21 protein-coding genes and 4 pseudogenes are annotated in these 23,267 nt (G+C 69.9%); 12 read left to right on the top strand and 13 right to left on the bottom strand.

The annotated features are described in order from the left end of the window. Positions 1 to 104: 104 nt before the first annotated feature. Entirely contained in the window at positions 105 to 758 is a 654-nt protein-coding gene (locus PV342_RS28680) for a class I SAM-dependent methyltransferase (RefSeq protein WP_500319190.1), read from the top strand. 387 nt (positions 759 to 1,145) lie between these two features. Here PV342_RS28680 and PV342_RS28675 read toward each other — a convergent pair whose 3' ends face one another. Both PV342_RS28675 and PV342_RS28670 read right to left on the bottom strand, forming a co-directional pair. Further along, positions 1,146 to 2,165, bottom strand: a complete 1,020-nt coding sequence (locus PV342_RS28675; protein WP_400806178.1) for a nitrilase-related carbon-nitrogen hydrolase — start codon at positions 2,163 to 2,165, stop codon at positions 1,146 to 1,148. Positions 2,166 to 2,722: 557 nt separating this feature from the next. Beyond that, positions 2,723 to 2,920, bottom strand: coding sequence for a hypothetical protein (locus PV342_RS28670; protein ID WP_158689664.1), 198 nt, complete (start codon positions 2,918 to 2,920; stop codon positions 2,723 to 2,725). Between the two features lie 573 nt (positions 2,921 to 3,493). On the opposite strand from PV342_RS28670, the gene PV342_RS28665 reads away from it, so the two are divergent. After that, positions 3,494 to 3,712, top strand: coding sequence for a PLDc N-terminal domain-containing protein (locus PV342_RS28665; RefSeq protein ID WP_500319188.1), 219 nt, complete (start codon positions 3,494 to 3,496; stop codon positions 3,710 to 3,712). 10 nt (positions 3,713 to 3,722) lie between these two features. Here the strand turns inward: PV342_RS28665 and PV342_RS28660 are convergent, their stop codons facing one another. Together PV342_RS28660 and PV342_RS28655 are read right to left on the bottom strand one after the other, a co-directional pair. Further along, entirely contained in the window at positions 3,723 to 4,133 is a 411-nt protein-coding gene (locus tag PV342_RS28660) for an MmyB family transcriptional regulator (protein WP_500319186.1), read from the bottom strand. Then, positions 4,130 to 4,360 carry an MmyB family transcriptional regulator gene (locus PV342_RS28655; protein WP_500319184.1) on the bottom strand — a complete coding sequence of 77 codons (231 nt, stop codon included), beginning with the start codon at positions 4,358 to 4,360 and terminating at the stop codon, positions 4,130 to 4,132. Before PV342_RS28655 ends, PV342_RS28660 begins: the two co-directional genes overlap by 4 nt. 147 nt (positions 4,361 to 4,507) lie before the next feature. Here PV342_RS28655 and PV342_RS28650 point away from each other — a divergent pair, with 147 nt between their 5' ends. Next, complete coding sequence (locus tag PV342_RS28650) at positions 4,508 to 5,809, top strand: amidohydrolase family protein (protein WP_500319182.1); 1,302 nt, start codon at positions 4,508 to 4,510, stop codon at positions 5,807 to 5,809. Between the two features lie 118 nt (positions 5,810 to 5,927). On the opposite strand, the gene PV342_RS28645 is transcribed toward PV342_RS28650, so the two are convergent. Then, on the bottom strand, positions 5,928 to 6,317 hold the full coding sequence (locus PV342_RS28645; protein WP_400806190.1) for a hypothetical protein: 390 nt from the start codon (positions 6,315 to 6,317) through the stop codon (positions 5,928 to 5,930). Between the two features lie 70 nt (positions 6,318 to 6,387). On the opposite strand from PV342_RS28645, the pseudogene PV342_RS28640 reads away from it, so the two are divergent. From PV342_RS28640 to PV342_RS28630, 3 genes and pseudogenes are all read left to right on the top strand, one after another. Then, positions 6,388 to 6,700 (top strand): annotated as a pseudogene (locus tag PV342_RS28640) (IS982 family transposase); the annotation flags it as partial. 52 nt (positions 6,701 to 6,752) lie between these two features. Continuing rightward, positions 6,753 to 7,616, top strand: coding sequence for an LLM class flavin-dependent oxidoreductase (locus PV342_RS28635; protein ID WP_500319180.1), 864 nt, complete (start codon positions 6,753 to 6,755; stop codon positions 7,614 to 7,616). 778 nt (positions 7,617 to 8,394) lie between these two features. Continuing rightward, complete coding sequence (locus tag PV342_RS28630; RefSeq protein ID WP_500319256.1) at positions 8,395 to 9,378, top strand: helix-turn-helix domain-containing protein; 984 nt, start codon at positions 8,395 to 8,397, stop codon at positions 9,376 to 9,378. A gap of 2 nt (positions 9,379 to 9,380) precedes the next feature. On the opposite strand, the pseudogene PV342_RS28625 reads toward PV342_RS28630, so the two are convergent. Further along, positions 9,381 to 9,687, bottom strand: a pseudogene (locus PV342_RS28625) (helix-turn-helix domain-containing protein); the annotation flags it as partial. Between the two features lie 93 nt (positions 9,688 to 9,780). Continuing rightward, entirely contained in the window at positions 9,781 to 12,504 is a 2,724-nt protein-coding gene (locus PV342_RS28620; protein WP_500319178.1) for an outer membrane protein assembly factor BamB family protein, read from the bottom strand. A gap of 828 nt (positions 12,505 to 13,332) precedes the next feature. On the opposite strand from PV342_RS28620, the gene PV342_RS28615 reads away from it, so the two are divergent. Beyond that, the gene (locus PV342_RS28615; RefSeq protein ID WP_500319254.1) at positions 13,333 to 13,869 is read left to right on the top strand and encodes a hypothetical protein; all 537 of its coding nucleotides are present in this window, start codon (positions 13,333 to 13,335) and stop codon (positions 13,867 to 13,869) included. A 64-nt stretch (positions 13,870 to 13,933) separates the two neighbouring features. On the opposite strand, the gene PV342_RS28610 is transcribed toward PV342_RS28615, so the two are convergent. Both PV342_RS28610 and PV342_RS28605 read right to left on the bottom strand, forming a co-directional pair. Next, positions 13,934 to 14,206 carry a DUF3253 domain-containing protein gene (locus tag PV342_RS28610; RefSeq protein ID WP_400806196.1) on the bottom strand — a complete coding sequence of 91 codons (273 nt, stop codon included), beginning with the start codon at positions 14,204 to 14,206 and terminating at the stop codon, positions 13,934 to 13,936. A 134-nt stretch (positions 14,207 to 14,340) separates the two neighbouring features. After that, on the bottom strand, positions 14,341 to 14,916 hold the full coding sequence (locus PV342_RS28605; RefSeq protein WP_500319177.1) for a hypothetical protein: 576 nt from the start codon (positions 14,914 to 14,916) through the stop codon (positions 14,341 to 14,343). A 236-nt stretch (positions 14,917 to 15,152) separates the two neighbouring features. On the opposite strand from PV342_RS28605, the gene PV342_RS28600 reads away from it, so the two are divergent. From PV342_RS28600 to PV342_RS28590, 3 genes are all read left to right on the top strand, one after another. Beyond that, positions 15,153 to 15,416 carry a hypothetical protein gene (locus PV342_RS28600; protein ID WP_400806203.1) on the top strand — a complete coding sequence of 88 codons (264 nt, stop codon included), beginning with the start codon at positions 15,153 to 15,155 and terminating at the stop codon, positions 15,414 to 15,416. Next, positions 15,413 to 16,531, top strand: coding sequence for a sensor histidine kinase (locus PV342_RS28595; protein WP_500319175.1), 1,119 nt, complete (start codon positions 15,413 to 15,415; stop codon positions 16,529 to 16,531). Before PV342_RS28600 ends, PV342_RS28595 begins: the two co-directional genes overlap by 4 nt. 234 nt (positions 16,532 to 16,765) lie before the next feature. Further along, positions 16,766 to 17,677, top strand: coding sequence for an endonuclease/exonuclease/phosphatase family protein (locus tag PV342_RS28590; RefSeq protein ID WP_500319252.1), 912 nt, complete (start codon positions 16,766 to 16,768; stop codon positions 17,675 to 17,677). Between the two features lie 30 nt (positions 17,678 to 17,707). Here the strand turns inward: PV342_RS28590 and PV342_RS28585 are convergent, their stop codons facing one another. Beyond that, the gene (locus PV342_RS28585; protein ID WP_400806206.1) at positions 17,708 to 19,009 is read right to left on the bottom strand and encodes a PP2C family protein-serine/threonine phosphatase; all 1,302 of its coding nucleotides are present in this window, start codon (positions 19,007 to 19,009) and stop codon (positions 17,708 to 17,710) included. Positions 19,010 to 19,460: 451 nt separating this feature from the next. Here PV342_RS28585 and PV342_RS28580 point away from each other — a divergent pair. Both PV342_RS28580 and PV342_RS28575 read left to right on the top strand, forming a co-directional pair. Next, positions 19,461 to 19,715, top strand: a pseudogene (locus PV342_RS28580) (RNA polymerase sigma factor); the annotation flags it as partial. Positions 19,716 to 20,109: 394 nt separating this feature from the next. Then, positions 20,110 to 20,682, top strand: coding sequence for a TetR/AcrR family transcriptional regulator (locus tag PV342_RS28575; protein ID WP_386992658.1), 573 nt, complete (start codon positions 20,110 to 20,112; stop codon positions 20,680 to 20,682). Between the two features lie 242 nt (positions 20,683 to 20,924). On the opposite strand, the gene PV342_RS28570 is transcribed toward PV342_RS28575, so the two are convergent. The 3 genes and pseudogenes from PV342_RS28570 to PV342_RS28560 form a co-directional block, all read right to left on the bottom strand. After that, positions 20,925 to 21,719, bottom strand: coding sequence for an SDR family NAD(P)-dependent oxidoreductase (locus tag PV342_RS28570; RefSeq protein WP_500319172.1), 795 nt, complete (start codon positions 21,717 to 21,719; stop codon positions 20,925 to 20,927). Positions 21,720 to 21,864: 145 nt separating this feature from the next. Then, positions 21,865 to 22,585 (bottom strand): annotated as a pseudogene (locus PV342_RS28565) (NADP(+)-dependent, decarboxylating phosphogluconate dehydrogenase); the annotation flags it as partial. A gap of 239 nt (positions 22,586 to 22,824) precedes the next feature. Next, complete coding sequence (locus tag PV342_RS28560) at positions 22,825 to 23,073, bottom strand: hypothetical protein (RefSeq protein WP_500319170.1); 249 nt, start codon at positions 23,071 to 23,073, stop codon at positions 22,825 to 22,827. Between the last annotated feature and the right edge of the window lie 194 nt (positions 23,074 to 23,267).

Genomic DNA, 23,267 nt, shown 5'->3' with positions numbered 1-23,267 from the left:
CTCTCTGGTCGGACGGTCCATGGCAGAACGGCAGAAGCGCGGACGACGGACAGGCAAACCCCTGACACGGCCTGTCCGTTCGTTGGTCTACTAGGGTCGCCCGCATGGCTGAGCCCTCCTTTCTGACCGCCGTGCGCGAGTCGTACGACACGGTCGCCGCTGATTACGTCGAACGTGTCCCGCCCCCAGCCGCGATGGACCCGCTGTCACGCGCGATGCTGGCCGGGTTCGCCGAACTCGTGCGGACGGCCGGTCCGGGGCCGGTCGCAGACCTGGGATGCGGCCCCGGCCGCGTGACGGCGCACCTGGCCGGGCTGGGAGTCTCCGCCTTCGGCGTCGATCTCTCGCCGAAGATGATCGGGCTGGCCCGGCGCGCCTATCCCGACCTGCGGTTCACCGAGGGCTCGATGACCGCCCTGGAGATGACGGACGACGAGCTCGGCGGCATCCTGGCCTGGTACTCCACCCACCACACGCCCCCGCGGTGGCTGCCGGTGGTGTTCGCCGAGTTCAGCCGCACGCTCGCGCCCGGCGGCTTCCTGCTCTGGGGAGACTATGTCGGCGATGAACGGCTGCAGCCGACCCAGGGCTACGGCCGTCCGGTGTCCTACGAGTCGTATCTCCTGCCACTGGACCATATGGTCGGCCTGCTGGAGCAGGCCGGACTGGTGGTCATCACAAGGCTGGAGCAGGAGCCCGGGGGACGGGGGAACAGACCGCGCGCCTGCCTGCTGGCCCGCAAACCCGAGAAGTCCTGACAGGGTTCGTTCCTGCGGCGAGCCCGCTCGTGTCCGAGCGCCGACGGTCACGGCGCGGCGGTAAGGCCGCCGGGTTGAGAAGGCGGGCTTCAGGTCGCGCCGATTCAGGTGGAGCCACAGCGCCGCTGGCTTGGAAGGTGTGGTTGGGGCGGCTCGAGTTGGCGAGGATGAACTGCCGCTTCGGCCCTACGTGCGCCTCGATGGCGTTGGCCCAGGACACGTTGGTCGGCGCGCAGCAGGACTCCAGCTTGTTCCTGGCCGCGCAGCGGCCGCTCAGGGAGCAGCCTCCTGGCCGATGAAGAGCAACACGCCCGTTCGGAAGCAACGCCCCACCAGGTCCCGGCACGCGCACGCGCACCGGACCCGACGCCGGCAGGAGGCGGCCCCTCACAGAGGCAACGCCCCGAGGCCCGCCGCGGCCCCGACGTCGGAGTGCTGGTCGTCGCGAGATGCGTGCACGGGATGGACCGGCGCGTGGCTGCTGCGGTCATGCAGCGGAGCGGTGGGTGTGCGGTCGATCTGCAAGTTGAGGAATTCGGGGCGGCTGTAGTGTCCCCGGGCGTCCATCAGGCGCTTGCGCCGGTCGATCAGCGTGAGGTCCAGGTCCGCGATGACCTCTCCCTCACCTGAGGTGAGCGGCTCGCCGATGATGCCGCCTTCGGGGTCGACGATGGCGGTGAAGAACCCTTGGGAGAAGACCCCGGCCGGGGCACCGGTGTCCGCGGCGAGCTGCGCCTGCTGGTCGGCGTCGAGCCAGGCGGTGGCGTTGACCACGAAGGCCGCCGCCTCCAGGGCGTGCTGACGGATGGCGACCTCCATCTGCCCGGCGAACAGCGGGCCGCCGAAAGCGCCGGGGAACATCGAGGCGTGGATCTGCTCGCCGTCGGCGATCAGGGCGTAGCGGGCCAGGGGCTGGTAGTGCTCCCAGCAGGCGAGCTGGCCGACACGGCCGACCGCGCTGTCGACGGCACGCAGCCCGGAGCCGTCGCCCTGGCCCCAGAGCATGCGCTCGTGGTACGTCGGCGTGATCTTGCGGCGCCGCTGGAGCAGCGTACCGTCGGCGTCGAACAGCAGTTGCGTGTTGTAGAGGGAGCCCCCATCGCGCTCGTTGACGCCGATCGAGACCACCATGCCGGCCTCACGGGCTGCCGCGCCGATCGCATCGGTGTCGGCGGACGGCACGGTCACCGCCTCCTCCATCAATCGCAGGTGCTCCTTGGCCATGAGGTACGGCGGCTGCACGAAGGAGAAGTACGGGTAGTACGGGACGACGGTCTCCGGGAAGACCGCGAAGCGGACACCCCTCTGCCCCAGCTCCCGGATCTTGTCCACGACCTTCCCGATCGTGCCTGCTCGGCTGTACAGGACGGGGCTGATCTGAACGGCTGCTGCCTTCACCAGGGTCATGATGCGGTTCCTTCTCGAGATGCGGGGTCGGCGCTCCGGGCGCCGTGGTGTCCGTGGACGGAGCTCAGCAGGCGGAGGGACCGACTGCTTCCGGCCCAGGAAAGCCCCCCGGGCCGGCCCCCGGGGGGCCGAGCTGCACTGACGGCTCTGTCTAGGTGGCCTCTGCGGCCACTCCTTACAATAGGAGCATATGCTCCTATTCGCGTATAGGCAATGGCCGGCTCCGCCACGGTGAGGGATGTGGGAACGGGCTACCCGCGAGCACACGGCCGGCTTCCCGGGATTCCGCCGCACGATTGCGCCGTGCGGGGCGCGACGCGACCCGGCCCGCACTCCGCGCGACATCGCGGCCGCGCGAGGGTCCGCACCCGTTACCGCCTGCGACGCTGCCGCACGATCGAGGGGCAGCCCACCGAAGACGGCCCCCGCCCCCGCGCTCCACGCCGGACTCCATCTGCCCAGCGAACCCGCAGGTCGGACGAGCAAGTCATGCCGGGGGCAGAAGCACACCCAGGCCGGACTTCGCAGGGACCTCTACGCCAAAGCCCACATGAAGGTCATTTGTCGTACTGGTCGGTGTACTGCGGCCCGTCCGACTCGGCCTTGCATCCCTCACTGCCGTTCGGCTGGCCATGAGAGAGCACGAGAGCGTAGGACTGTGGAACGAAGTCGCAGCCCTTGCCGGACCACTGGGACGCGAGGAACGTCCAGCCGACGGCAGCAGCGGCGAGCGTGTATTTGGCCTTCACGTTCATACCAATGATCACGCCTCGGTCACACCAGGCCATCACGACCTGGCTTGGGATTTATGCGTAATTATGACCGGATTATGATCAAATGCGCGACCCGACCTTTCGAGGCGCGTGCCGCACGGCAACCGCCCGCAGGCCTGGCCGAGGCGGTACTCGCCACGCTGCTGCCGTGTCGGCGGCCAAGCCGGAGGGGGCACGGGCCTCGCGGCCGGTCAGGTGACCAAGGGCCTCGTGCCTCCTTCTGCCGATCGCTCGGCCGCAGGAGGCGCTCATCGACACCGGGCCCACCACCCCGCGACATGATCACGCCCCACGCCGTCGCGGTATCGGGCCGGCCAGAACGGGGGACGGACGAACGCCACAGGCGAGGACGACCGCGGTGTCCGCGTCCACGGCGGCGCGCCGTATGGCGCAGGGCCACCTCCGAGGACGTCTGCGTGCCGTGCTCGCCGTCGTGGCCGTAGGTCGTCGGAGGGTGTCCTGAGATCCTTGAGATACGCGTTAGGATCACCCGGCAGTGGGGCCGGGCCGCGCCGCACGCAAGCGGGCAGGCGCCCTTCCACATGAGGTGACTCGATGACGTCAGTGCTGGTCTACGCGATGTACGCACTGGTCGCGGCGTTGTGGGTCTATGCCCTGGTCGACTGCATCAGGACTCCAGCGGCACGAATTCGAGTGCTGCCCAAGATCGGCTGGCTGCTCGCCATGCTCCTGCTCCCCGTTCTGGGCGCCATCGCCTGGCGGAACGTGGGCAAGCGATCCGCTCCGGTCGAGGGCCGGCCGTCCACGGCCTGAGCTCGGCTGCTCACCACTCCCCCACCGCCACGGTGGGAGGGACGGGCCGTGTCGCACGCGACGAAGCTCCAGATGTCCAGGGTGACCTTCCCCAGTCGCCCTGCGAACCCGGAGCTTCGATGTGCCACCAGTCCCCCACCATCAGACTGGTCACTTCGCCCACCGCCAGGCAACGGCGTTCAACCGGTTTCCGGTGTGCACATGTCCTGCTGCCGATGGCAGCGAGCATTTCGAACTGCTGCGCCGTGCGGGATCCAGGCGGCGCCGAGTAGACGGCGATGCCCAGGTCGCGCCCGGGCACGGTCAGCGTGGCCCAGGTGACCGTCACCGGGCCGAGATGCGGGTGGTGGACCGTCTTGCGGTCGGAGCTGTGGAACCCCACGACGCGAGACTGCCACAGTTCCTCGAAGCACCCGCTCACCTCCCGCAGGTCCGTGACCAGTCGACGCAGCCGCGGGTCACCGGGATAGAGCGGACGGTCGAGGAGCGCAGGTCGGAGACGACGGCCGCCTCGAAGTCCGCCAGCTGGTCCGGCTCATGGGTGACCCGGCTGGGAAGCCCGGCGAAGTGCCACCAGACGATGCTGCGTTCACGGCCGCGGAGGCTGGACGGGTCACCGGCCAGGGCGGCCCACAGCGGGTTCCACAATGTCGCCGATCCCGCACACCGCGAGGCCGGTCATGCCGTGGAGGAGGGGCGGCTCCCTTCCCACTGGGCAGCCCGTTAGCCTGACAGCGTGTGACGCTCCGGCGTCCCGCGCCTGCCCATCAAGCGCACCCGTTCGGGAGGGGCCTCGTGCCCAAGGCTACGGCGATCGTCAACGCGAGGGTCTTTGACGGCATCCGGCTGCGGGACTGGACGTCAGTCCGGTTCGCCGACGGCACCATCACCGACTGCGCCACCGGGCCGACCGCCCACCACGGCGACGAGGTGATCGACGCGCATGGCGGCACCATCCTGCCGGGGCTGATCGACTCGCACATCCACCTGGTGCCCGGAGCTCTCGCGCAGGGGCTCACCTTCGGTGTGACCACCGCACTGGACATGTTCAGCCAGGCCGACGTCATGGCCGCGGCCAAGCGACAGGCCGGCACTCGCTCGGACGTGGCCGACGTGCGTTCGGCGGGAATCGGTGCCACCGCGCCGGGCGGGCATCCCTCGGCGATGTACACCCCGTTCCCGACCCTGACCGGCCCGGAGCAGGCCGAGCGGTTCGTCGCGGACCGGGTGGCCGAAGGCTCCGACTTCGTGAAGGTCTTCGGCCCCTCGGGCCCAGCGGGTCCATGGGCGACGCCGTCTCTGAACCCGGCCACGATCACCGCGTTGACCGAGGCAGCGCATCGTCGCGGACTTGTGGTCGTCGCGCACGCCAACTCCCTGGCCGGGTTGCGTGAGGTCGTGTCCGCGGGCGTCGACGTCATCGCGCATGTGCCCGTGGACGGCGAACTGGACAGGACCCTGGCCGAGCGGATCGCCGAGGCCGGAATCGCGGTCGGCCCGACGCTGGCAACCGCCGAGAACGTCCTGGGCGAACCGGGCGGCGCCGCCGTGGCCGCGGACCCGCGACTCGCCGGAATGCTCGATGACGCACAGCTGCGGAGGCTGACCTCCGGCGCACCAGCGCAGCATGGGCGGAAGACGCCGCCCTATTCGCGTGCCGAGGAGAACGTCGGCCGCCTGGTGGACGCGGGCGTCACGATCCTGGCCGGCACCGATGCCCCGAACCCGGGAACCGTGTTCGGAGCGAGTCTGCACCGGGAACTGGAACTGCTCGGCCGCTGCGGCATGACGCCCGCTCAGGCACTGAACGCCGCGACCGCCGCTCCGGCACGCGTGTTCGACCTCGCCGACCGCGGGCACGTCGCACCTGGTCAGCGCGCGGACCTCGTACTCGTGTCCGGCGACCCACTGACCGACGTCACCACGACCCGGGCCATCGAACGGATCTGGCGGGCAGGCGTCCCCTGTGACCGACGTGCGTTCGTCGCCAACGCCGCCGAGACGCGGGAACTCGATGCCTTCGACGCCCGGGTCGCCAGGGTTGTGGCGGCCGTCCGCGAGCGCCGCTACGGCTTCGGCCAGGCCAAGCCCCACTAGTTGATCAATTCCAAGCGATGCCTGTGGCCAGGGTGCGGGGTGAGCGGCGGCCGAAGCCACCGCGAGACGTGCAGGCGGTGGGCTGCCGGGCCCCGGTGGTCGAGGTGGCGGCGGGCGGTCAGGCGTCAGGGTCGACTTCGGGGTGCGTGAACCGCACAGGTTTGCCCAGCGACCGGGCGTAGGCGATCTCGGCTCGGGTGCTGTCTCCGATGTAGTCGCCGACCACGAGCACCTCATCAGCGAGCCGGATCTTCGCCCGGTGCAGATCGTCGAGTCGAACCTTCAGCGCCTCGGCCTCGACAGGATCGGACCACAGTTCGTGCGGCGACTTCAAGTCACAGCCCGGTTTGACGACGATCTTCCCGGCCGTGGTCTCCCGGAGCTCGGCCTCGTTCATCTCGGTCATGAAGCGGGTGGAGCCGCAGATCACGACGATACGCGGGAGGCTCAACAGCTTCTTGGCGTCGGCGAGCTTCTCCTCGGGGGTGAGCAGGTGCGGGTATGACAACGGTTCCTCCTGGTGGCGTGGCCCAAGGGGTGCCTGCGGAGACGAGAACAAGGGTGTCCAAGATCGTTTTGTGACGAACGACGTGGAAACCCTCTCCACAGCACACTATGCGACGGCCGATGACCTGCTGAAGGAGCATCCCGACCTGGCCGGCCTACGGCACGCCCCGCCTGGGCGATGCCGAACGGGTCGCCCTCGCCGTGATGCAGGCCATTGTCGGCCACACCTCCGAGGCCGAACGGCTTCGCCATGCCCGTACCCACCTGCCCCAGCAGCCCGGCTGCAACAGAGGGCTGCGCAAGGCCGCCGGTCCGATGCGAGGCGGCAACCGGAACCTGGCCACCACCGTGGACTCCACGCCGGTGGAATGCGGCAGAAGCCGCCCGCCTCCGAATGCGATTGCCCCGTCAGCGGCCGACTGGGCATCCTGCTTGGATGCGCTTCTCGATCAACATCCCCAACTTCGGCGATTTCGCCGACCCACGCAACGTCGCGACCGTGGCCGTTGCCGCCGAACAGGCCGGCTGGGACGGGCTCTTCGTCTGGGACCACGTACTGCACCGCAGGCATCAGGGGCGTCCCTTCGGCGACCCCTGGATGCTGCTGACCGCCGCCGCGCTGGCGACCTCCCGGATCCGACTGGGCGCTCTGCTGACGCCGGTTCCCCGTTACCGTCCCCAGCAGCTGGCCCGCCAGGTGGCCACCCTGGATCACCTCAGTGGCGGCCGCGTGATCTTCGCCGCGGGCCTGGGCGGTCCGGTCGAGGACGAATACGGCAGCTTCGGCGACACCGCCGAGCCGCGCCTTCTCGCCGAACGTCTCGACGAGGGGCTGGAGGTGCTGAGGCGCTTCTGGACCGGGGAGCCGGTGAACCACCAAGGCCGGCACTACGAGGTCCGGGACGTGACGCTGCTGCCCGCCACGGTGCAACAGCCCGGCCCGCCGGTGTGGATCGGCGGTTTCTGGCCGCGCCGGGCACCCATGCGGCGGGCAGCGCGGTGGGACGGTGCGGTACCGCTGTTCGAGACGGCCCGGCATGGACATGTGCCGGATGTGGCGGAGGTACAGGAACTGGTCGGCTACGTACGCAGACAACGCACCACCGAGGTCGAACGCCCCTTCGAGATCGTGCTCGGCGGTGCCACGTCCCCGGACGCGGCAAAGGCCCGGGACGTGATCGGGCCGCTGTACGACGCAGGCGTCACCTGGTGGGACGAGCGACAGGGCCAGAGCGATCCAGACCTGGACCGGCTTCTTCCGGTGCTGCGCCGCGTCGAAGCGGGGCCGCCGGTGATCTAGCACCGCCTTCACCGGCCTCAACCGGGCCCTCCTCCGCCGCCGTCTTCGACAGATCCGCTACACCAACGGCCCCGTCGACGGCTGCCCCGCCGCTCCGGGAGCACGGGCCGGAGAGCGTCCAGAGCCTGCGACGACGCCGTCCTGGTCCGCGCCGCTCGAGCGGTAGGACGTAGTCGACGGAGAGACCGGAAGTCTCAGCCGAAGGAGGACCGCAGGACCGACTACCGACTACCTCCCCGCAGGCATGGCGACGCTCAGCCCCGCCCAGAACCGCCTCGCGGACCCTGCCGCATGGAACAGCCTCCCCGCGGACTCGGCATACGACCGCGGCCCATCAGCTTCGCCGAATGGCTCTATCGCCACCTCATCGGCGAAGACATGACCGGCCCCAACAGGGCCTTCCATCCCGGCCTCGAGCGGATGCCACATCTGCCGATGCCGGCGGGCGAACACGCCGGCCCTGGCACGGCCCCGACCGGCATGCGACAAACCAGCCGGGCCGACGGCGGCCCGCCCCTCAGCAACGTGAGGCTCCATGCCGACAGGTTGATCTCGGCCGACGTCCCGTCGACCCGCGCAGACCTGCGCCCGAGTCGGACAGGAGCGCGAGTCGTTCGAGGGCGGCTGCGATCTCGCCTGTCCACGACCGGACCGGCAGAGCAGCAAAGCACGCAATGAGCTGCCGGACCTGATCTCAGGAACGGAGCCGCGCTGGACGAGCATCCGTTTCCCGACACGCAATCACGGACAGGCACCCCTATACACTTTGCACGTGACCATGCCAGACATCTCGGCCGTCGACTCGGCGTCCAACTCCAGTGCACCTCGAGTGCACATCCAGGTTGCACTGGCCCACGCGAAACGCGACGAGTTGCTGCGGCAGCGGTGGCAGAATCTGAACGACGCTCGCCCATGGCATGCACACTCGCTGCGAATTCCCAGACAGTACACGACAGGCCATTACCGGTGCTGGTTGGATTCCTCCACGATCGGGGACATCGCGGTAAGCGAACAATACGGCGACGCGGTGGAAGGCATCATAGGCATGAAGCGAGCCACGGAGCGACGTACAGTGGTTCACATCATGCAAAGCGGCGGGCTGAGTCTCACCGAGGCAGGTCGTACCGTTCAGGTCACACCGGGCACGCTGTGCGTCCGGGACGCACAGGTGCCGAGGGAGTTCTCGTACCGGCCCGGCACACGCGCGCGGGTTCTGCTGCTGCCCTCCGAAACACTGGCCGACACAGGACTCGATCGGTTGCCGACGCTCACGCTCATCTCCCAGAACGCACCCGAAGCGCGACTGCTACTCGGACAACTTCATCTGATCCGCGAAACGCGGAATGATTTGAGTCCGGCAGGCGTCCGCGCCGCTCAGCGATCTGTGCTGCAATTGCTTGCCGGGGTACTGATGGCCCGTGGGGTCTCCGCCGATTCCACCTTCCGCCCTTCGCTTCGCACAGCTGCCCGCAACTGCGTGGAAGCCCGCCTCCTGGACCCCCAGTTGTCTCCTGCCGAGGTAGCAAAAACGCTGTCGGTTTCCGTCCGCACACTGCACCGAGCGTTTGCAGAAGTCGATGAATCCCTGATGGCCTATGTACGGCGGCGCCGTCTGGAACGGGCCCGCGAAGAACTCATCGCCCTTGACGGGAGATACACCGTGTCCGCCCTGGCCGCTCGATGGCACTTCGCCGATGTGAGTCACTTCAGCCGGGCCTTCAAGCGGCAGTTCGGCGAAACACCGAGTTCGCTCGCGCACTGAAGCTTGCCGGAGTAGAAGGGCCGGTCGGCGGCGATCCGGTCGATGGGCAGCAGCGTGCCATCGAGCAGGACGAACGCCTTCATCGAAGCCGTCCGGACCGCCTCGGCGAGTGTCGGGGCGAGGTCGGCCATGAGGTCGACGGCTTCGGTGATGTAGCGGTAGGCGGTGGCGATCCCGATGCCGAACCCGGCAGCAAGCCGCGTAGGTGTCACCGCAGCGCAGATGAGCCAGAACCAGGAGCGCCTGGCGTCCGGCGCCAGGCGCCGCCGGGCGAATCCTGCGACTCTCAGTGGCTCGCCGCCGCGTCCTGCCGAAGCAGTTTTCGGCAGGACGCGGCGTGGTGTGCGTTCCATCCCATGCCGAGTCAGTGGGCTGGGCTGGGCTGGGCTGGGCTGGGCTGGGCTAGTGAGCCGACACCGGGGTGGTGACGTTGCTGAAGTGGTTGGCACTGGCAGCGTTGGGCGCCGTGACGGGGCCGTGTGTCCAGATGCCGAGGACGTTGTTCGAGATCGTGTTTCCGGTGATCTGAATGGACATCGGGTCCACGGTGCTCAACAGGATGCCCGTGGTCTGCAGATCGTCGGTGGTGCCCGTGTCGGTGTCCCCGACGGCGTTGTTGGTACCGATCTGGTTGTCGTTGACGATGTTGTTGCCCAGGTCCAGACCGGACGCACTGCCGTGCACGGCCACAGCCGCCCAACCGTTGCCGGTCATCACGTTGCTCTGCACGGTGTTGCCGTAGACCGCGCCGCCGGCCACGGCCGAGGCGAGGGTGACGCCACCTCCGCCCGCATCGAGCCCGTTGTCGAAGACGTTGTTGCCGGTGATGGTGTTGCCGAAGACGCCTCCGGCACTGGGGGCGCGCACGCCGCCGGGAGCCGCCGCGCCGTTGCGGGAGACCAGGGTGAAGCCGGATCCCGAGGCGTTGCCGTGAACGGAGTTCCCGCTGAAGGTGCTGCCCGACGCGGGACCGGTCTCGTCGCTGATGACGATGCCGGAGCCGTTGCCGCTGACGGTGCTGGCCAGCACCGTCGCGTTGGAGCTGCCGAGCAGGTGGATGCCTCCGCCGCAGTCACCGGGCCTGCCCGACGTCCGCCGGCACGGGAAGTAGGAGTTGGCGACGGCGTCCGCGCCCGTACCGGTGTTGTTGCCCGAGACGATGACGTTCGCGATGGTCGCGTTCTTCACACTGTTGACGAGGATCCCCTCGCCGACGGCGTTCTTCACCGTGAACCCGGTCACCGTGACGTCGGGCGCGCTGATCTCGATGCCGTTGATCAGGCCGGTGGCGTCGATGGTGACGTTCGAACGGGCTTCGAGGGCCAGCGGCTTGGTGACCGCGACGTTCTCGTGGAACGTGCCGTTGCAGACGACGACGCGACCGCCGCCGGCCACTGCCTTGACAGCCGCGTTGATCGAGCTGTAGGCGGGAGTGCTGCAACTGGTGTCCGCCGCGGAGGCGACGGCGGTGGGCGAGACGTAGACCGTCTGCGGGAGGGTCTGCGGCAGGGAGAACGCGTAGAGCTTGTTGTTGTCGCCCTTGGTCGGGAAGAACGGGCCCATGTTCTGCGTGTGGTAGCCGGAGCCCCAGTAGACCGAGCCGTCCACGATCGACGCACCGCCGAGGACCGCGCCCCCGCTGGGGAAGCCCCACTTGACGGCGCCGGTCGCGGCGTCCAGGGCGTACATGTTGTTGCCGGTCGGATTCGTGGACCCGCCGTAGACGACGCCGTTCGCGCTGGACACGAAGGACATGGGGGACGCCGAGTCGGGCGTCGCCGTCTCCCACAGGATGTTTCCGGTGGCCGGGTCGAGGGCGGCCCAGAACCCGCCTGTGGTGGTGGACTTCTGCCCGGTCGCTGACGTGAGGGTGATGGGCAGGTGGTTGGTGTTGGTGTTGGCGACGTAGATGCGCTTGCCGTCCACGGCCGAGCCCCACTGGAGGCCGCCGAGGTTGCCTCCGGGACCGACCGCCGTGGCCCAGACGATCTTCCCCGTGAGCGGGTCGAGCGTCCAGTAGACGCCGCTCTTCTGGCCAATGCCGAGCAGGTCGGTGGACTTGCCGTTGACCGTGGTGGTGAAGAGGTTGGGCGCGGAGCCGAAGTCGAAGTCGTCACCGAACCGCTGGCCGACGGTCCAGGTGTCGGCGGTCAGGGTCTTGGTGGCCCAGGCGATCTCGCCGGTGTGCAGGTCGAAGGCGACGATGGAGTCCTGGTAGTTGTCGTCGGCCCCGGGATCGCAGCCGGTCTCGTCGGGGGAGGTGCAGACACCGGGCGGTACGGTGTAGTTGTTGCCCGTGCCGACGTACACCAGTCCGGTCTTCGCGTCGACCACCGGGTTGCTGCCCCAAACGGCGCCGCCGGTGTAGCCCTCGGGGACCACGTAGGTCTTCCACAGCTTCTTGCCCGTGACGGCGTCCAGGGCGACGACGCTGCCGCGGAACGTGTACGGCGGCGCGTACTTCTCGGCCTTGGACGACACGCCGACATAGACGACACCGTCGGCGATGACGGGCGACGACGTCACGACGGCGGCTGGATCCGCGTCGATCTGGGTCTTCCAGAGCCGGCTGCCGCTCAGGGCGTCGATCCCGAAGAGGTACGCGCCCTCCGTGCTGTTGCTGCGCTGTTCGCCCGATCCCGTGACTATCGTGCCGTTCCAGTACGCCGGGCTGAGCCGCGAGATGTCGCCCGCGATCCCGGTGTAGTCGCTGATCTGGTGGCTCCAGATCTTCTGACCGGTCGTCGCCTGCACCTTGTAGAGGTTGCCTGCCCAGTCCGGCGCGTACACGTAGCCGCCCACCACGGTCGGCGTCGCCGAGACGCTGTCTCCTGTGGTGAAGGTCCACTTGGTCTTCAGGTCGGCCACGTTGCCGGTGCCGATGGTGCGCTCGGCGGCCGCGTTGTGCGTGTCGCCGAGGTCGCCGCCCGCGTACGGCCAGTCAGCCGCGGCGGCCGTCGGTGCGACCGGGGTCGCGGCGGTCGCGGCGGTCGCGGCGGTCGCAGACGGTGCGGCCGCCACGGCGGTGGCGGGCAGGGCCACTGCGAGTGCGGCCATCGCCAGCCCGGCCAAGTGGGCTCGCACCCGCCCTCGCCTGGCGCGGGCGGGTATCCGGGGTATGGACATGAAGAGGAGTCTCCCGTTGCTTGCTGATCTTGCGATCGAGAGCATAGAGACATGCTGCCGAGCCGACCGGACACCTTCAGGGCACGGCATACGGCCTTCGTGCATAAGCAATGGATGAGCGCGGTCCGCTTTCTTGAATGCTCCGGGAGGTTCTCGAGACGGTTCGCACGTGTGGGGCGGGGGGGGCTCCGCCTCGTAGCGCAAGTCTTTCCCGCACCAGTAGACGCAGAGAGTATCCGCGACGGAGCCCTGCACGATTTCATCAACGCCACGAAGTCCCGAAGCTTTGTGGACGGGACCCACGGAATCGCCCTGAACCGGATACAAGGGCGTTGCAAGGTGTCTTGCCGAAAGCGCAGGTCGGTCACCCAGGAGGCCGTGCCGAGACGTGCCTGAAGCGGGTACGCAGGCCGGGCAGATCAGCACCCTCCACATGCGATTACGGCACGATTACCAGGGCGTCTTCACGTGCTCATCAGTCTGCCCCCGGGTGAACATCACGCCCGGCTACGAGTCTGCGAATCAGCGTACGACTTCATGGAATTTACGTATGCGCGGAAGAGGCGAGGCTCATCAACCGCAGGTCGCGAGGCAGTACGCGGCTGAGGCTCCCATCGGCATCCACGCTCATCCCGGGGGCGCCGGGCGAGTGTGGCACGGAAGTTCATGTGCCTGGCACTCACCTTCCAGGTACGTCAGCAGGAGTTCGCTGTCTTCATGTCCGGATGGATTCTCGTCGGCAGTGGATGGGTCCCCACCGCTGGGCGACGCACACCGGTTCGGGAATCCTCGCAGCCAGCCGGCTGTCTTCCGCCTAGGGTGTCGATCATGTTCAAGTCAGGGGTGGGGTTCCTCGCACTGTTCGGGCTCGGCTGGTGGCTGCTGGCCACGAGCGCATTCGACGGGGCGACTCGGCTGATCGAGGTCGTGGCCGGCTGTACCGTCGCGCTGGGGCTGATGCTTGCCGCGCGCCGTTTGCTCCCGCCGTCGGCAGGGGGTGCGTTTCCCGCCGGCCGACGTCGGCGGTTCAACCGGATCAACGGCTTCCAGTGGCTCCTGATCGTCGCCATCGCCGTGGCGTGCGCTCGCGCCGGGATGCCGGTGCTCGTTCCCCCGCTGGTGGCGATCGTCGTCGGGCTCCACTTCCTCCCGCTCGCAGTGGTGTTCGAGCAGCCCCGGCTGCGGGTGCCGGCGGCTCTGCTGATCGCGGCCGGGATATCGGGCCTGGCCGTATGGCTCGCGAACGGCCCGGACGGGACCGTTCGCTTCGTGGTGGGTCTGATTGCCGCGCTCTCCCTGTGGGGTATGGCGATCTGGACGGTCACCGGTGCGGCCTCCGATGCCGCGCGTGCCGTGAGGGAGTGAGGGTGCCCCGGCACGTGGTGGTCGTCCTGCCTGGGGGTGTGCCCCACGAGGAGCGCCCGCGAGGTCAGCGCAGGCGCCGGATACGGATGGGGCCGCGCGCCGTGGCCGGGTCGACGGGGCGGCCCGACTGAGTGATCTCCACCTCGCGCGCCGTGGCCAGCCGCCCGGCCGCGCGCCGGGCCGGTTCCATCAGCGCGCGCCAGCCGTCGTCATCCCCTTCGTAGACCGCCCGGGCGGCGTCGGAAGGGCATATCGTAGAGGTCGGGGCACGACGGTCCAGCAGTTCCAGAATGGCTCGCTCCAGCCGCTGGTCCGTCTGCCTTTCGGGCTGCGGCACTCACCCATTCTTCCAAAACCATGAGCCAGGTGCGTGGGCAACACTGATGCCGGCGGCCGGGTGCCTATCGACGATCATTTCCAGTGGGGTGACGGCCGCCCTCGCCGGCGCCCGAGCGAAGCGGGAGAACCGGCTCAGGCGGTATCGCGCGGGTCGGTGTCATGACCTGTCTCATCGCGATGCGCACCCGTGGCACGGGCGGCTGTGGCCGAGGCGAGGACAAGGAGGCTGCTGACCGCGTTGAAGGGAGCGGGCTGGGCACTGAGGATACGGAGCTGGTCCTTGACCGCCATGTCGTACTCGGTCTCCGTCAGCGGTATGCGCTCACTGCGCAGCAGCCTGTCGTTCCACTCTGTGCAGTAGTAGCCGTGGGCGTCCGCCTTCGCGTCCCGGGCGTCGTCGAAGCCGGTGACCAGTGCCAGGGCGAACACGCACACGACCAGGCCGTAGAAGACCTTCAGCCGGCTCGGCAGCAGGCGCAGGTACTGACCCATCCGTCCCCCACCGGCTCGTCCGAGTACGACCGCCGCGGCACCGGTGAAGCCGGCACGGACCAGAGCGGCGGCGAAGATCGGAAACACCAGCCCGAACAAGCCGAACACGATGGCTTCCGGGACAAGACAGCCACCGGGCAACCAGGTCGAAGCCGTGGCCGGCAGCCCGCACCCGCAGCACGCCAGCGCCAGCGCCAGCGCCAGCCAGAAATGCACCCGGTACCCACCACGCAACTCCGGCACAACCGCCCCCTCTCCCCCGCGCTCCCGGACCCGCCACAACCTCGCACCTCACCAACGAGCCGGGTAAGGGGTCACACCGGCACCACGGCCGGCTCCGCGACTGCCGCAGCCAAGCAACACGCCCTCGCGCCCCGGATCCGGGCGCGGGCGCCCGCACCTCCGTGGTTTTCGATACGCGGACGATATGTGGCGACTCATACCCTCGGAACATGCACGTGTCGATCATCGAGGACGAGCCCGCACGGGCGACCGTGGGCAAGGGCCCGCGGCTCGCTCCGTTCCGCCGTGGCCTCCTCCGCGACGGCCACCACGTCCCGGCGGCCGGGAAGCGGTTCGTCGCTCTCGAAGGAGAAGCCGCGGACCCGTTCGCCCCTGCCGTACGCATCGTGGTCCCGGCTGTGCGCGAACGGCCCGGTCAGCGGGTGCCGTGGCGAGACGCGGCCGGCGGCCGGCCACGAGGGAGGAGAGCGTGAACAGGCAGCCCGGGCTCAGCGTCCGTTTCAAGCTCACCCTCAGCTACGCCGGTTTCCTCATGTTCGCCGGCCTCCTGCTGCTCGCCGCGGTGTGGGTGTTCCTCCTGCGCTACGTCCCCGATCGCGCGATGCTCATCAACCCCGATGACAGGCTCAACAACGGTGTCTTTCCCGTCCGGTCCGTGCTCCTGGACGTCTTCGTTCCGAGGGCGGCCGCGGTACTGGCGTTCCTGCTGGCGTTCGGGCTCGTGGGCGGGTGGATTCTCGCCGGCCGCATGCTCGCCCCTCTCACGCGCATCACGGACGCCACCAGCACTGCCGCGAAAGGATCCCTCTCCCACCGGATCTGGCTGCCCGGCCGCAACGACGAGTTCCGTGAACTCGCCGACGCCTTCGACACGATGCTCGCCCGTCTGGAGGCGCACGTGGCCGAGCAGCGGAGGTTCGCCGCCAACGCCTCGCACGAACTGCGCACCCCGCTGGCGATCTCGCAGGCGCTTCTCGATGTGGCCCGCAGCGATCCGGCGCAGGACCTCGGCGAGATCATCGGCCGCCTGCACGCCGTGAACACCCGCGCGATCGACCTCACCGAAGCGCTGCTCATGCTCAGCCGCGCCGACCAGAGGTCCTTCACCCGGGAGCCCGTCGACCTCTCCCTGCTCGCGGAGGAGGCCGTCGAGACCCTGCTCCCGCTCGCCGAGCAGCGCGGTGTCACCATCGAGACCTCCGGTGAGATCGCTCCGGCCTTCGGCTCACAGGCGCTCCTGCTGCAGTTGACGACGAACCTCGTCCACAACGCGATCGTTCACAACCTGCCCGACCGGGGGGCGGTGTGGCTGGAGACCGCCGCCGGCCCCGAGACCGTGGTGCTCACGGTCGAGAACCGCGGCGAGAAACTCTCCCCGCAGTTGGTCTCGACGCTCACCGAGCCCTTCCGGCGCGGCACCGAACGCATTCGCACCGACCATGCGGGTGTCGGACTCGGGCTGGCCATCGTCCGGAGGATCACCGAGGTGCACGACGGTTCCCTCACCATCACCCCGCGCCCTGAGGGCGGACTCCGTATCGAGGTCCGGCTGCCCGCACCGCCGGCGCTCTCCCCGAAGGACAACTGACAGGTGACTGACGCAGTACGAGAAGTTCCGGACACGCGGAAGCAGGACGACGTCCAGGGGCGCGCCGAGATCGTGGACACGGGCCGGGACGGGCAAGGCGGCGCCGCCCGCGGGGGGACCGGCTCGGGTGGCCGTCGGGCGCGTATCCGCCGGGCGCTCCGCGGCCTGCGCGGGCCGGAACCGTGGAGACGTGGTCCGGTGCTCACGGCGCTGGCACTGCTGCTCGGCCTGCTCATGCTGCTGCACGCGGAGATCACGGACAGGGGCGGTCTCGGCAGCCTGGTGGAGACGTTCCTGCCCTGGTTCGGCCTGATCATCGCGATGCTCCTCGCCGTGGCCCTGTGGCGCCGCTCCGCCGCGGCGGTGGTCGCCCTGCTGCTGCCGGTCGTGGCCTGGCTGAACCTCTTCGGCGGGATGCTTCTCGACAAGTCCCAGCCGGGCGGCGACCTCACCGTGGTCAGCCACAACGTCAACGCCGAGAACCCCGACCCGGTCGGTACCGCCCGCGAGCTGGCCGCTTCCGGGGCGGACCTGCTCGCGCTCGAGGAGATGACCCCGCAGACCACGGTCGTGTACGAGCAGGCGCTGGCGAAGGCGTACCCCTTCCACACGGTGCAGGGCACGGTCGGGCTGTGGAGCAAGCTGCCGCTGTCGCACTCCCGGTCCGTCGACGTCCTGCGCGGCAACGTCGGGCCGCTGGCGAAGACCCGTAAGGCCGAGGACCTCCCCGTGGACCCGCCCCGGGCGCTGCGCGCCACGGTGGCCACGGAGCGGGGGCCGCTGGCCGTCTACGTGGCGCATCTGGGGTCGGTGCGGCTGATGCCCAGAGGGGGCTTCTGGACGGACTCGCGCGATGCCGGCGCGGTCGCCCTGGCCAAGGCCGTCGTCGCCGAGCGGAACGAGCGGGTGGTGGTGCTCGGCGACATGAACGGCACCGTCGACGACCGCGTCTTCCGCGGCCTCACCTCGCGGTTGCGGTCGGCCCAGGAAGCGGCCGGGGACGGCTTCGGCTTCAGTTGGCCGGCGTCCTTCCCGATGGCGCGGATCGATCAGATCCTGGTCAGGGGTGTGCAGCCGAAGAGCTCGTGGGTCCTGCCGGCCACCGGCAGCGACCATCTGCCGGTGGCGGCACGCATCAGCTGGTGACTCCCCGGCCGCGTGGATGAGCGGGTCGCCTCAGGTGGGCACGACGCGCACGAGCATCATGGCGGTGTCGTCGACGGCGTGCCCGCCGGAGTGGGCGGACGCCGCCTGCCAGAGCCGGTCGAGGGTGTCCGCGGCATCGGCGCCGCGGGTGGCGGCCAGTGCGCGGCCGAGGCGGTCGGCGCCGAAGAGCGGGCCCCGGTGCCGGTCGCGGGCCTCGGTGAGACCGTCGCTGTACAGCAGGAGCGCGTCACCGGGGAACAGGCGGAAGGCGGTTTCGTCGAAGTCGTCACGAACGGCCGGGATCTCGGGGCTCAGCAGGATGCCGGTAGCGTCGAGTTCCTCGACGGTGCCGTCCACGCGGCGGATCAATGCCGGAGGGTGGCCCGCGCTGGCGTAGAGGCCGGTGATCCCTCCGGGGCCGGGCTCGAAGACGGCCATGGCAGCGGTCAGGAAGCGGTCGCTGACGTGTTGCTCGACCAGTGCGCCGTGCAGCCGGTGCAGGACGGTGGCCGGGTTGTCGTACCCGTTGGCCTCGGCACGGACGGTGTAGCGGGCGAGGGTGGTGACCTTCACCGCGTCGAGGCCCTTGCCGCACACGTCCCCCATGACCGCGGACCATTTCCTGCCGCGGGTCTGGAACAGGTCGTAGAAGTCACCGACCACCTCGGCTCCGATGGCGCCGGTGGCGTCGGCCGGCCGATGGATCGCGGCCACGTCGAGTCCTGGTGCCTGCGGCAGGCAGGGCGGCAGCAGGCTCTCCTGCAAGGTCCGGGCCAACGCCGCCGAGGCGTCGCCCGCGGCCCGGGCCTCGCGCAGCGCTTGCCGCAGCGCGATCTCGGAGGACACCGAGCGCGCGAGGATGCGCAGTGCCTCGGACTGCTGCGGGGTGAAGGGCCGGGCGTCCTCGTCGATCACGCAGAATCCGCCGATGACGTGGCCGCCCGGCGACACCACGGGGTAGCCCGCCCAGGCCCCGATCCCCAGCGCGTCGACGGCGGGGAGGTCCTTGACGCGCGGGTCGGCCCTCACGTCCGGCGCGAGGAGCTCCTTGCCGGTACCGATCAGGAGGTGGCAGGGACTGTCGCGGATGCCGTTCTCACGCACAGCCTCGGGGTCCACACCGACCGCGCTCTTCCAGAACGACCGCCGCCCGTCTGCGACGGTGAAGAAGGCCATCCGCGCGCCCGTGATCGCCAGGGCGAGCTGCGCGACGTCGTCGAACACACCCTCCGGCCCGGTGTCCAGCAGGCCGGAGGCGGCCACCGCCTCCAAACGCGCCGGATCGAACACCGCCTCCGGCAGTTCACCGGGTGGGGTCTCATTCACCATCATGAGCTGTTTCCTGTCTTGCCGGTCCCCCGGCCCGCCGACTGAGTGTCGTTGCCCGGCCTGCTTCCTTGTCGTCCGGTACGCGTTCCCCCGGCACGCTCGTGGGGCGGGTCGCGGCCCTCGATCCGGCCACGCCTCGTACGTACGACCAGCCGGGGTCCGTGGTTCGTGACTCGGCCTCGGAATGTGTGGGGAAGGACACGTGCCCGGCCACGGACCGGCCGTGGTCGGTACGGACGGCTCTCCCGGCGCCGAGCTGCCGCGCCGGTGCTCGGCGCCCCGTCCCCCGCCGACGGCCCTGTGCCGGGGAGGCACCGGGACGCGGACTCCTTCACCGCGTCAAGATGAGGCCGGGAGCCGGCCCGGCCCGACCCCAATGGCCCGTGGCCGTGAACCTTTCCGACGCGAGTACCGACTGTTCCGGTGATGTGGGGCGCGGGGACTGGGAGGTGCGGTGAGCGAGGTCAGTCGCTCCGGGTTGCTGGTGGTGCGCTGCCAGCTCGGGGAGCGGGAGGCTTTCGGGGAGCTGGCGGGCGTGTGGCACGACGCGCGGTATGTGCGGGCCATGGTCGGCTCACCGCACGTGGCCGACGATCTCGCCCAGGATGTGTGGGTCGCCGTGGCACGCGGGCTGCCGCGGCTGCGAGAGCCGGAACGATTCGCTCCCTGGTTGTTCACCATCGCCCGGCGCACGGTGGCCGACCATCGGCGCGAGGCGTACAGGGCCCCGCGGACGTCGGCGGGGGGCGAGGCGGACACACCGGACGACGGCTCCCTCAGTGGTCTCCTGACCACGATGGAGATCGAAGCCGGCCTGGGCGAGCTGCCGCCGCCGGAGCGCGTCCCGGCCGTGGGCGGGGGGCTTCATGCGACGTGTAGCGGGGAGGCGGGGAATCGGGGCGGCGCGCAGGTTGGGGGGCGACGGCCGCCGAACGTACGAGCCGGCCCACTCGGCCGCGGGTGCCGGATCGTCGCCGCACGGCCTGTCGGAGCGGGGGCGGTCACCGAGGCCGGCGACCGACGGCGGCGAGTGTTAGACGTCAGGCATAATCTTAGATGTCGGGTGTCGATACACCGGCCGTCGGCGCTACGGAGGGTGAAGGATGAGTCGCGTCTCGCAAGCAGAAGCAAAAGCCAACCGAGAGCGAGTGGTGGCCGCGGCATCTCAGCTGTTCCGCGAGAACGGTGTGGCCAAGGTCGGCATCGCGGACGTGATGAAGACGATCGGACTCACCCAGGGCGGCTTCTACAAACAGTTCGCGTCCAAAGCCGCGCTCGTCGACGAAGCAGCCGCGAAGGCTTTCGCCGACAACCTCCAGGAACTCAAGGCCCTGGACCAAGAAGCCGGGGAGCATCAGGCGGCCTGGCGGTCGCTGCTCGACTCCTACCTCTCCGTCGAGCACCGCGACGACCCCGGCCACGGCTGCCCCGCCGCCGGCTTCGCGGGCGACGTCGCGCGTGAACCGGAGCACAGGGAGACCTACGCCAAGGGCATCGGGGAGGTCGCGCAGTGGATCGCGCCCGGCGACGCCGGCCTGGCGGCCTACGCCACCATCGTCGGCGCCATGCTCCTTGCCCGTGCCACCGCGGGCACGCCGCTGTCGGAGCAGATCCTTCGGGCCGCACATGAAGCGGTGGCGACGGCCGCCGACAGTCGGCAGGCGACGACCGACTGACGGACCGCACCGTGGGGCGTGTTCATGGGCGCCCCCCTTGTCGCCGCCGCCACAGTCCGCTGGTACGGCATCGCCACTGGTCGTGAAATGACCTGCCCTCCCCCTCGTTGATCGAGCCCCCGCCGCCTGTTCGGCGTCGCGACCAGCGCGGAGGGCCACCGACCTGAGGTGCGCAGGAACAGGGACCGCGGGCCGGGGGCGGATGCCCCGGCCCGCGGCGGTGAGCGTGCCCGTCCCCGCGGTCAGCGGGCGTAGCGTCCGGCGGGGTGCGTGAGGGACAGGCCCGGGACGAGTTCCTGGCGGGCGTTCTCGTACGCCTCCCAGTCGGCGTAGTCCGGCAGCGAGGGAATCGTGACCAGCTCGCCGGCGTCGAGGCCGGCGAGCGCGGCCCGCGCGGCGTCGAGGGGGGCCATGACGGCCTCCTTGGGCAGCTGGTCCAGTTCGATGCCCGAGCCGTCCCAGATCGCCGTCTCCAGCGCTCCGGGCACCACGACCTGCACCCGGACGCCGGAACCGGCGAACTCCTGGGCCAGGGCCTGGGTGAACGCGATCACGTACGCCTTGCTCCCGCTGTACACGGCGCCCACAGGAAGGATGTTGAGGGCCAGGGCGGACGAGATGTTGACGATCGTGCCCGAGCCCCGGCCGGAGAACGCATTCGCGGCGGCGGCCGCGAGCCTGGTGGTGGAGGTCAGGTTGAACGTGATGAGCCACTCCAGCCGGTCCGGGTCCGCCGCGGACAGGGGGCCGAACAGGGCGCTGCCCGCGTTGTTCACCAGCATGTCGATCGAGGAGTCGGCCAGCAGGCGGTCCTCGACGCTCCGCATGCCCTCCGGCGTGGCCAGGTCGGCGCTCAGCACCGAGACCTCGACGCCGAAACGCTCCGCGAGGTTCGCCGCGGCGGACTCGAGCCGTGCCCGGTCACGGGCGACGAGCAGCAGGTCGCGCCCCCGCGCCGCCAACTCCTCGGCGTAGGCGGCGCCCAGACCCGCGGTCGCACCGGTGATGAGCGCCGTACCGGCCTTCACTGTGGACATGGTCATCCTTCTTTCCCAGTCGATGTCACTCTTTAGATGGAGACAGTAATCTAAAGAACGGTCGCCGTCCATCACCGCCCCCCACGGCGTGGAACGTGGTCGGCGAGCGGCGTCAGAGCACGCTTTCCTCGGTGCGGTCGGCGTCCTAACGGGTGTGGAAGGTGCCGGGGCGGTCGGTGCGGCGGTAGGTGTGCGCGCCGAAGTAGTCGCGCTGGGCCTGGGTGAGGGCGGCCGGCAAGCGGGAGGGTACGCAGGGTGTCGTAGTAGGCGAGCGCGGCGGCGAAGGCGGGGACGGGAACGCCGTCCCGGGTGGCGCGGGACACGACCAGGCGCCAGGGCAGTTGCGCGGTGCCCACTTCTCGGCCGAAGCCGGGGTCGGCGAGCAGACTCGGCAGGGTGGAGTCGGCGGTGTGGGCGTCACGGACGCGGTCCAGGAAGGCGGCCCGGACGATGCGGCCGGCGCGCCAGACCGCGCCGACGGCGGCGAGGCCGATGCTTCAGCCGTAGGCGTCACTCGCGGCCTGGATCTGGTGGAGGCCCTGGGCGTAGGAGATGACCTTGGAGGTGTACAGGGCCTGTTCGACCTGGTCGGCGAAGCGGGCCGCGTCGCGTTCGCCCAGGTAGGCGGAGGCCGGGCCCGGCAGGGCGGCGCCGGTGGCCCGCAGCCGGCTGTATCCGGACACGAAGCGGGCGAAGACGGCCTCGGCGATGCCGGAGACGGGGATTCCGAGGTCGAGGGCGGTCTGCGCGGTCCAGCGCCCCGTGCCCTTCCGCTCGGCGGCGTCGGCGATGACGTCGACGAGGGGGAGGCCGGTGTCGGCGTCGTGGTGGGCGAGGACTTCGGCGGTGATCTCGATGAGATAGGAGTGGCGGGCGGGGCCACGGCATGGGGCTTGCGTTGAGAACACTCGGCATCGGGCGTCAGGAGTCCTGACCGGCTCCCCGCGGGGGTCCTGACGTCGGGCACGGACACCGGCACACGCGTGATGGTGCGCTGCGCTCCGTGGCCGCCGGCGCGGGTCGCCGCGGCGAGGCGCGCTGCCGCCCGACAGTCCGTACGCTCCGACAGCGCCCTTGACTTCCGTCACGCCGGGGCGTGGGATCGTCATCCCGCGCGCACTCCGTCGATGAACCGGCCAGCCATGTCGGTGCGCTCTTCGAGCGTGACGCGGCTCTGTCCGAAGTCGATGAACAGTTCGTGCACGCCCGCTTCGGCCGCGGCCCGGGCGTAGTCGACGTACTGCCCGAGCGTTCCGGTCGCCAGGACGTGCTCGATGTCGGCCTTCTGCGCCGTCAGTCCGGGGGTTGACCCGCAATCCTGCCGCCGGACGGACAACCCGATCGTGACGCGCAACCCTCGCACCGTCGGACGCCTTCCCCCTTACAGCGAGGCGATACGACCGGGCCTCATAGATCATCAGTGACATCTATCACGTGGACGCCGCACAACGAGGGCCGTCATGATGGACCCGCACGTCGTGCGCGACACACATCCTGCTCTGACGAGGTTCGAATGACCCTGCCGCCACCCCGTAGCTGACCGCGGGC

The sequence above is a fragment of the Streptomyces sp. PA03-3a genome, assembly GCF_033792735.1.
In the GTDB taxonomy this organism is placed as follows: Bacteria; Actinomycetota; Actinomycetes; order Streptomycetales; family Streptomycetaceae; genus Actinacidiphila.
The sequence above is the reverse complement of the archived record's forward strand: the minus strand, read 5'-3'. Positions and strand labels throughout refer to the sequence as shown.

Excerpts from the sequence above, each read along its gene's own strand:
- PV342_RS28585 (WP_400806206.1), bottom strand. The coding sequence starts at position 19,009 with ATGATGGTGAATGAGACCCCACCCGGTGAACTGCCGGAGGCGGTGTTC.
- PV342_RS28670 (WP_158689664.1), bottom strand. The coding sequence starts at position 2,920 with ATGAACGTGAAGGCCAAATACACGCTCGCCGCTGCTGCCGTCGGCTGG.
- PV342_RS28635 (WP_500319180.1), top strand. The coding sequence starts at position 6,753 with ATGCGCTTCTCGATCAACATCCCCAACTTCGGCGATTTCGCCGACCCA.
- PV342_RS28680 (WP_500319190.1), top strand. The coding sequence starts at position 105 with ATGGCTGAGCCCTCCTTTCTGACCGCCGTGCGCGAGTCGTACGACACG.
- PV342_RS28570 (WP_500319172.1), bottom strand. The coding sequence starts at position 21,719 with ATGTCCACAGTGAAGGCCGGTACGGCGCTCATCACCGGTGCGACCGCG.
- PV342_RS28620 (WP_500319178.1), bottom strand. The coding sequence starts at position 12,504 with ATGTCCATACCCCGGATACCCGCCCGCGCCAGGCGAGGGCGGGTGCGA.
- PV342_RS28575 (WP_386992658.1), top strand. The coding sequence starts at position 20,110 with ATGAGTCGCGTCTCGCAAGCAGAAGCAAAAGCCAACCGAGAGCGAGTG.
- PV342_RS28630 (WP_500319256.1), top strand. The coding sequence starts at position 8,395 with ATGCCAGACATCTCGGCCGTCGACTCGGCGTCCAACTCCAGTGCACCT.
- PV342_RS28675 (WP_400806178.1), bottom strand. The coding sequence starts at position 2,165 with ATGACCCTGGTGAAGGCAGCAGCCGTTCAGATCAGCCCCGTCCTGTAC.
- PV342_RS28590 (WP_500319252.1), top strand. The coding sequence starts at position 16,766 with ATGCTGCTGCACGCGGAGATCACGGACAGGGGCGGTCTCGGCAGCCTG.
- PV342_RS28600 (WP_400806203.1), top strand. The coding sequence starts at position 15,153 with ATGCACGTGTCGATCATCGAGGACGAGCCCGCACGGGCGACCGTGGGC.
- PV342_RS28615 (WP_500319254.1), top strand. The coding sequence starts at position 13,333 with ATGTTCAAGTCAGGGGTGGGGTTCCTCGCACTGTTCGGGCTCGGCTGG.
- PV342_RS28665 (WP_500319188.1), top strand. The coding sequence starts at position 3,494 with ATGACGTCAGTGCTGGTCTACGCGATGTACGCACTGGTCGCGGCGTTG.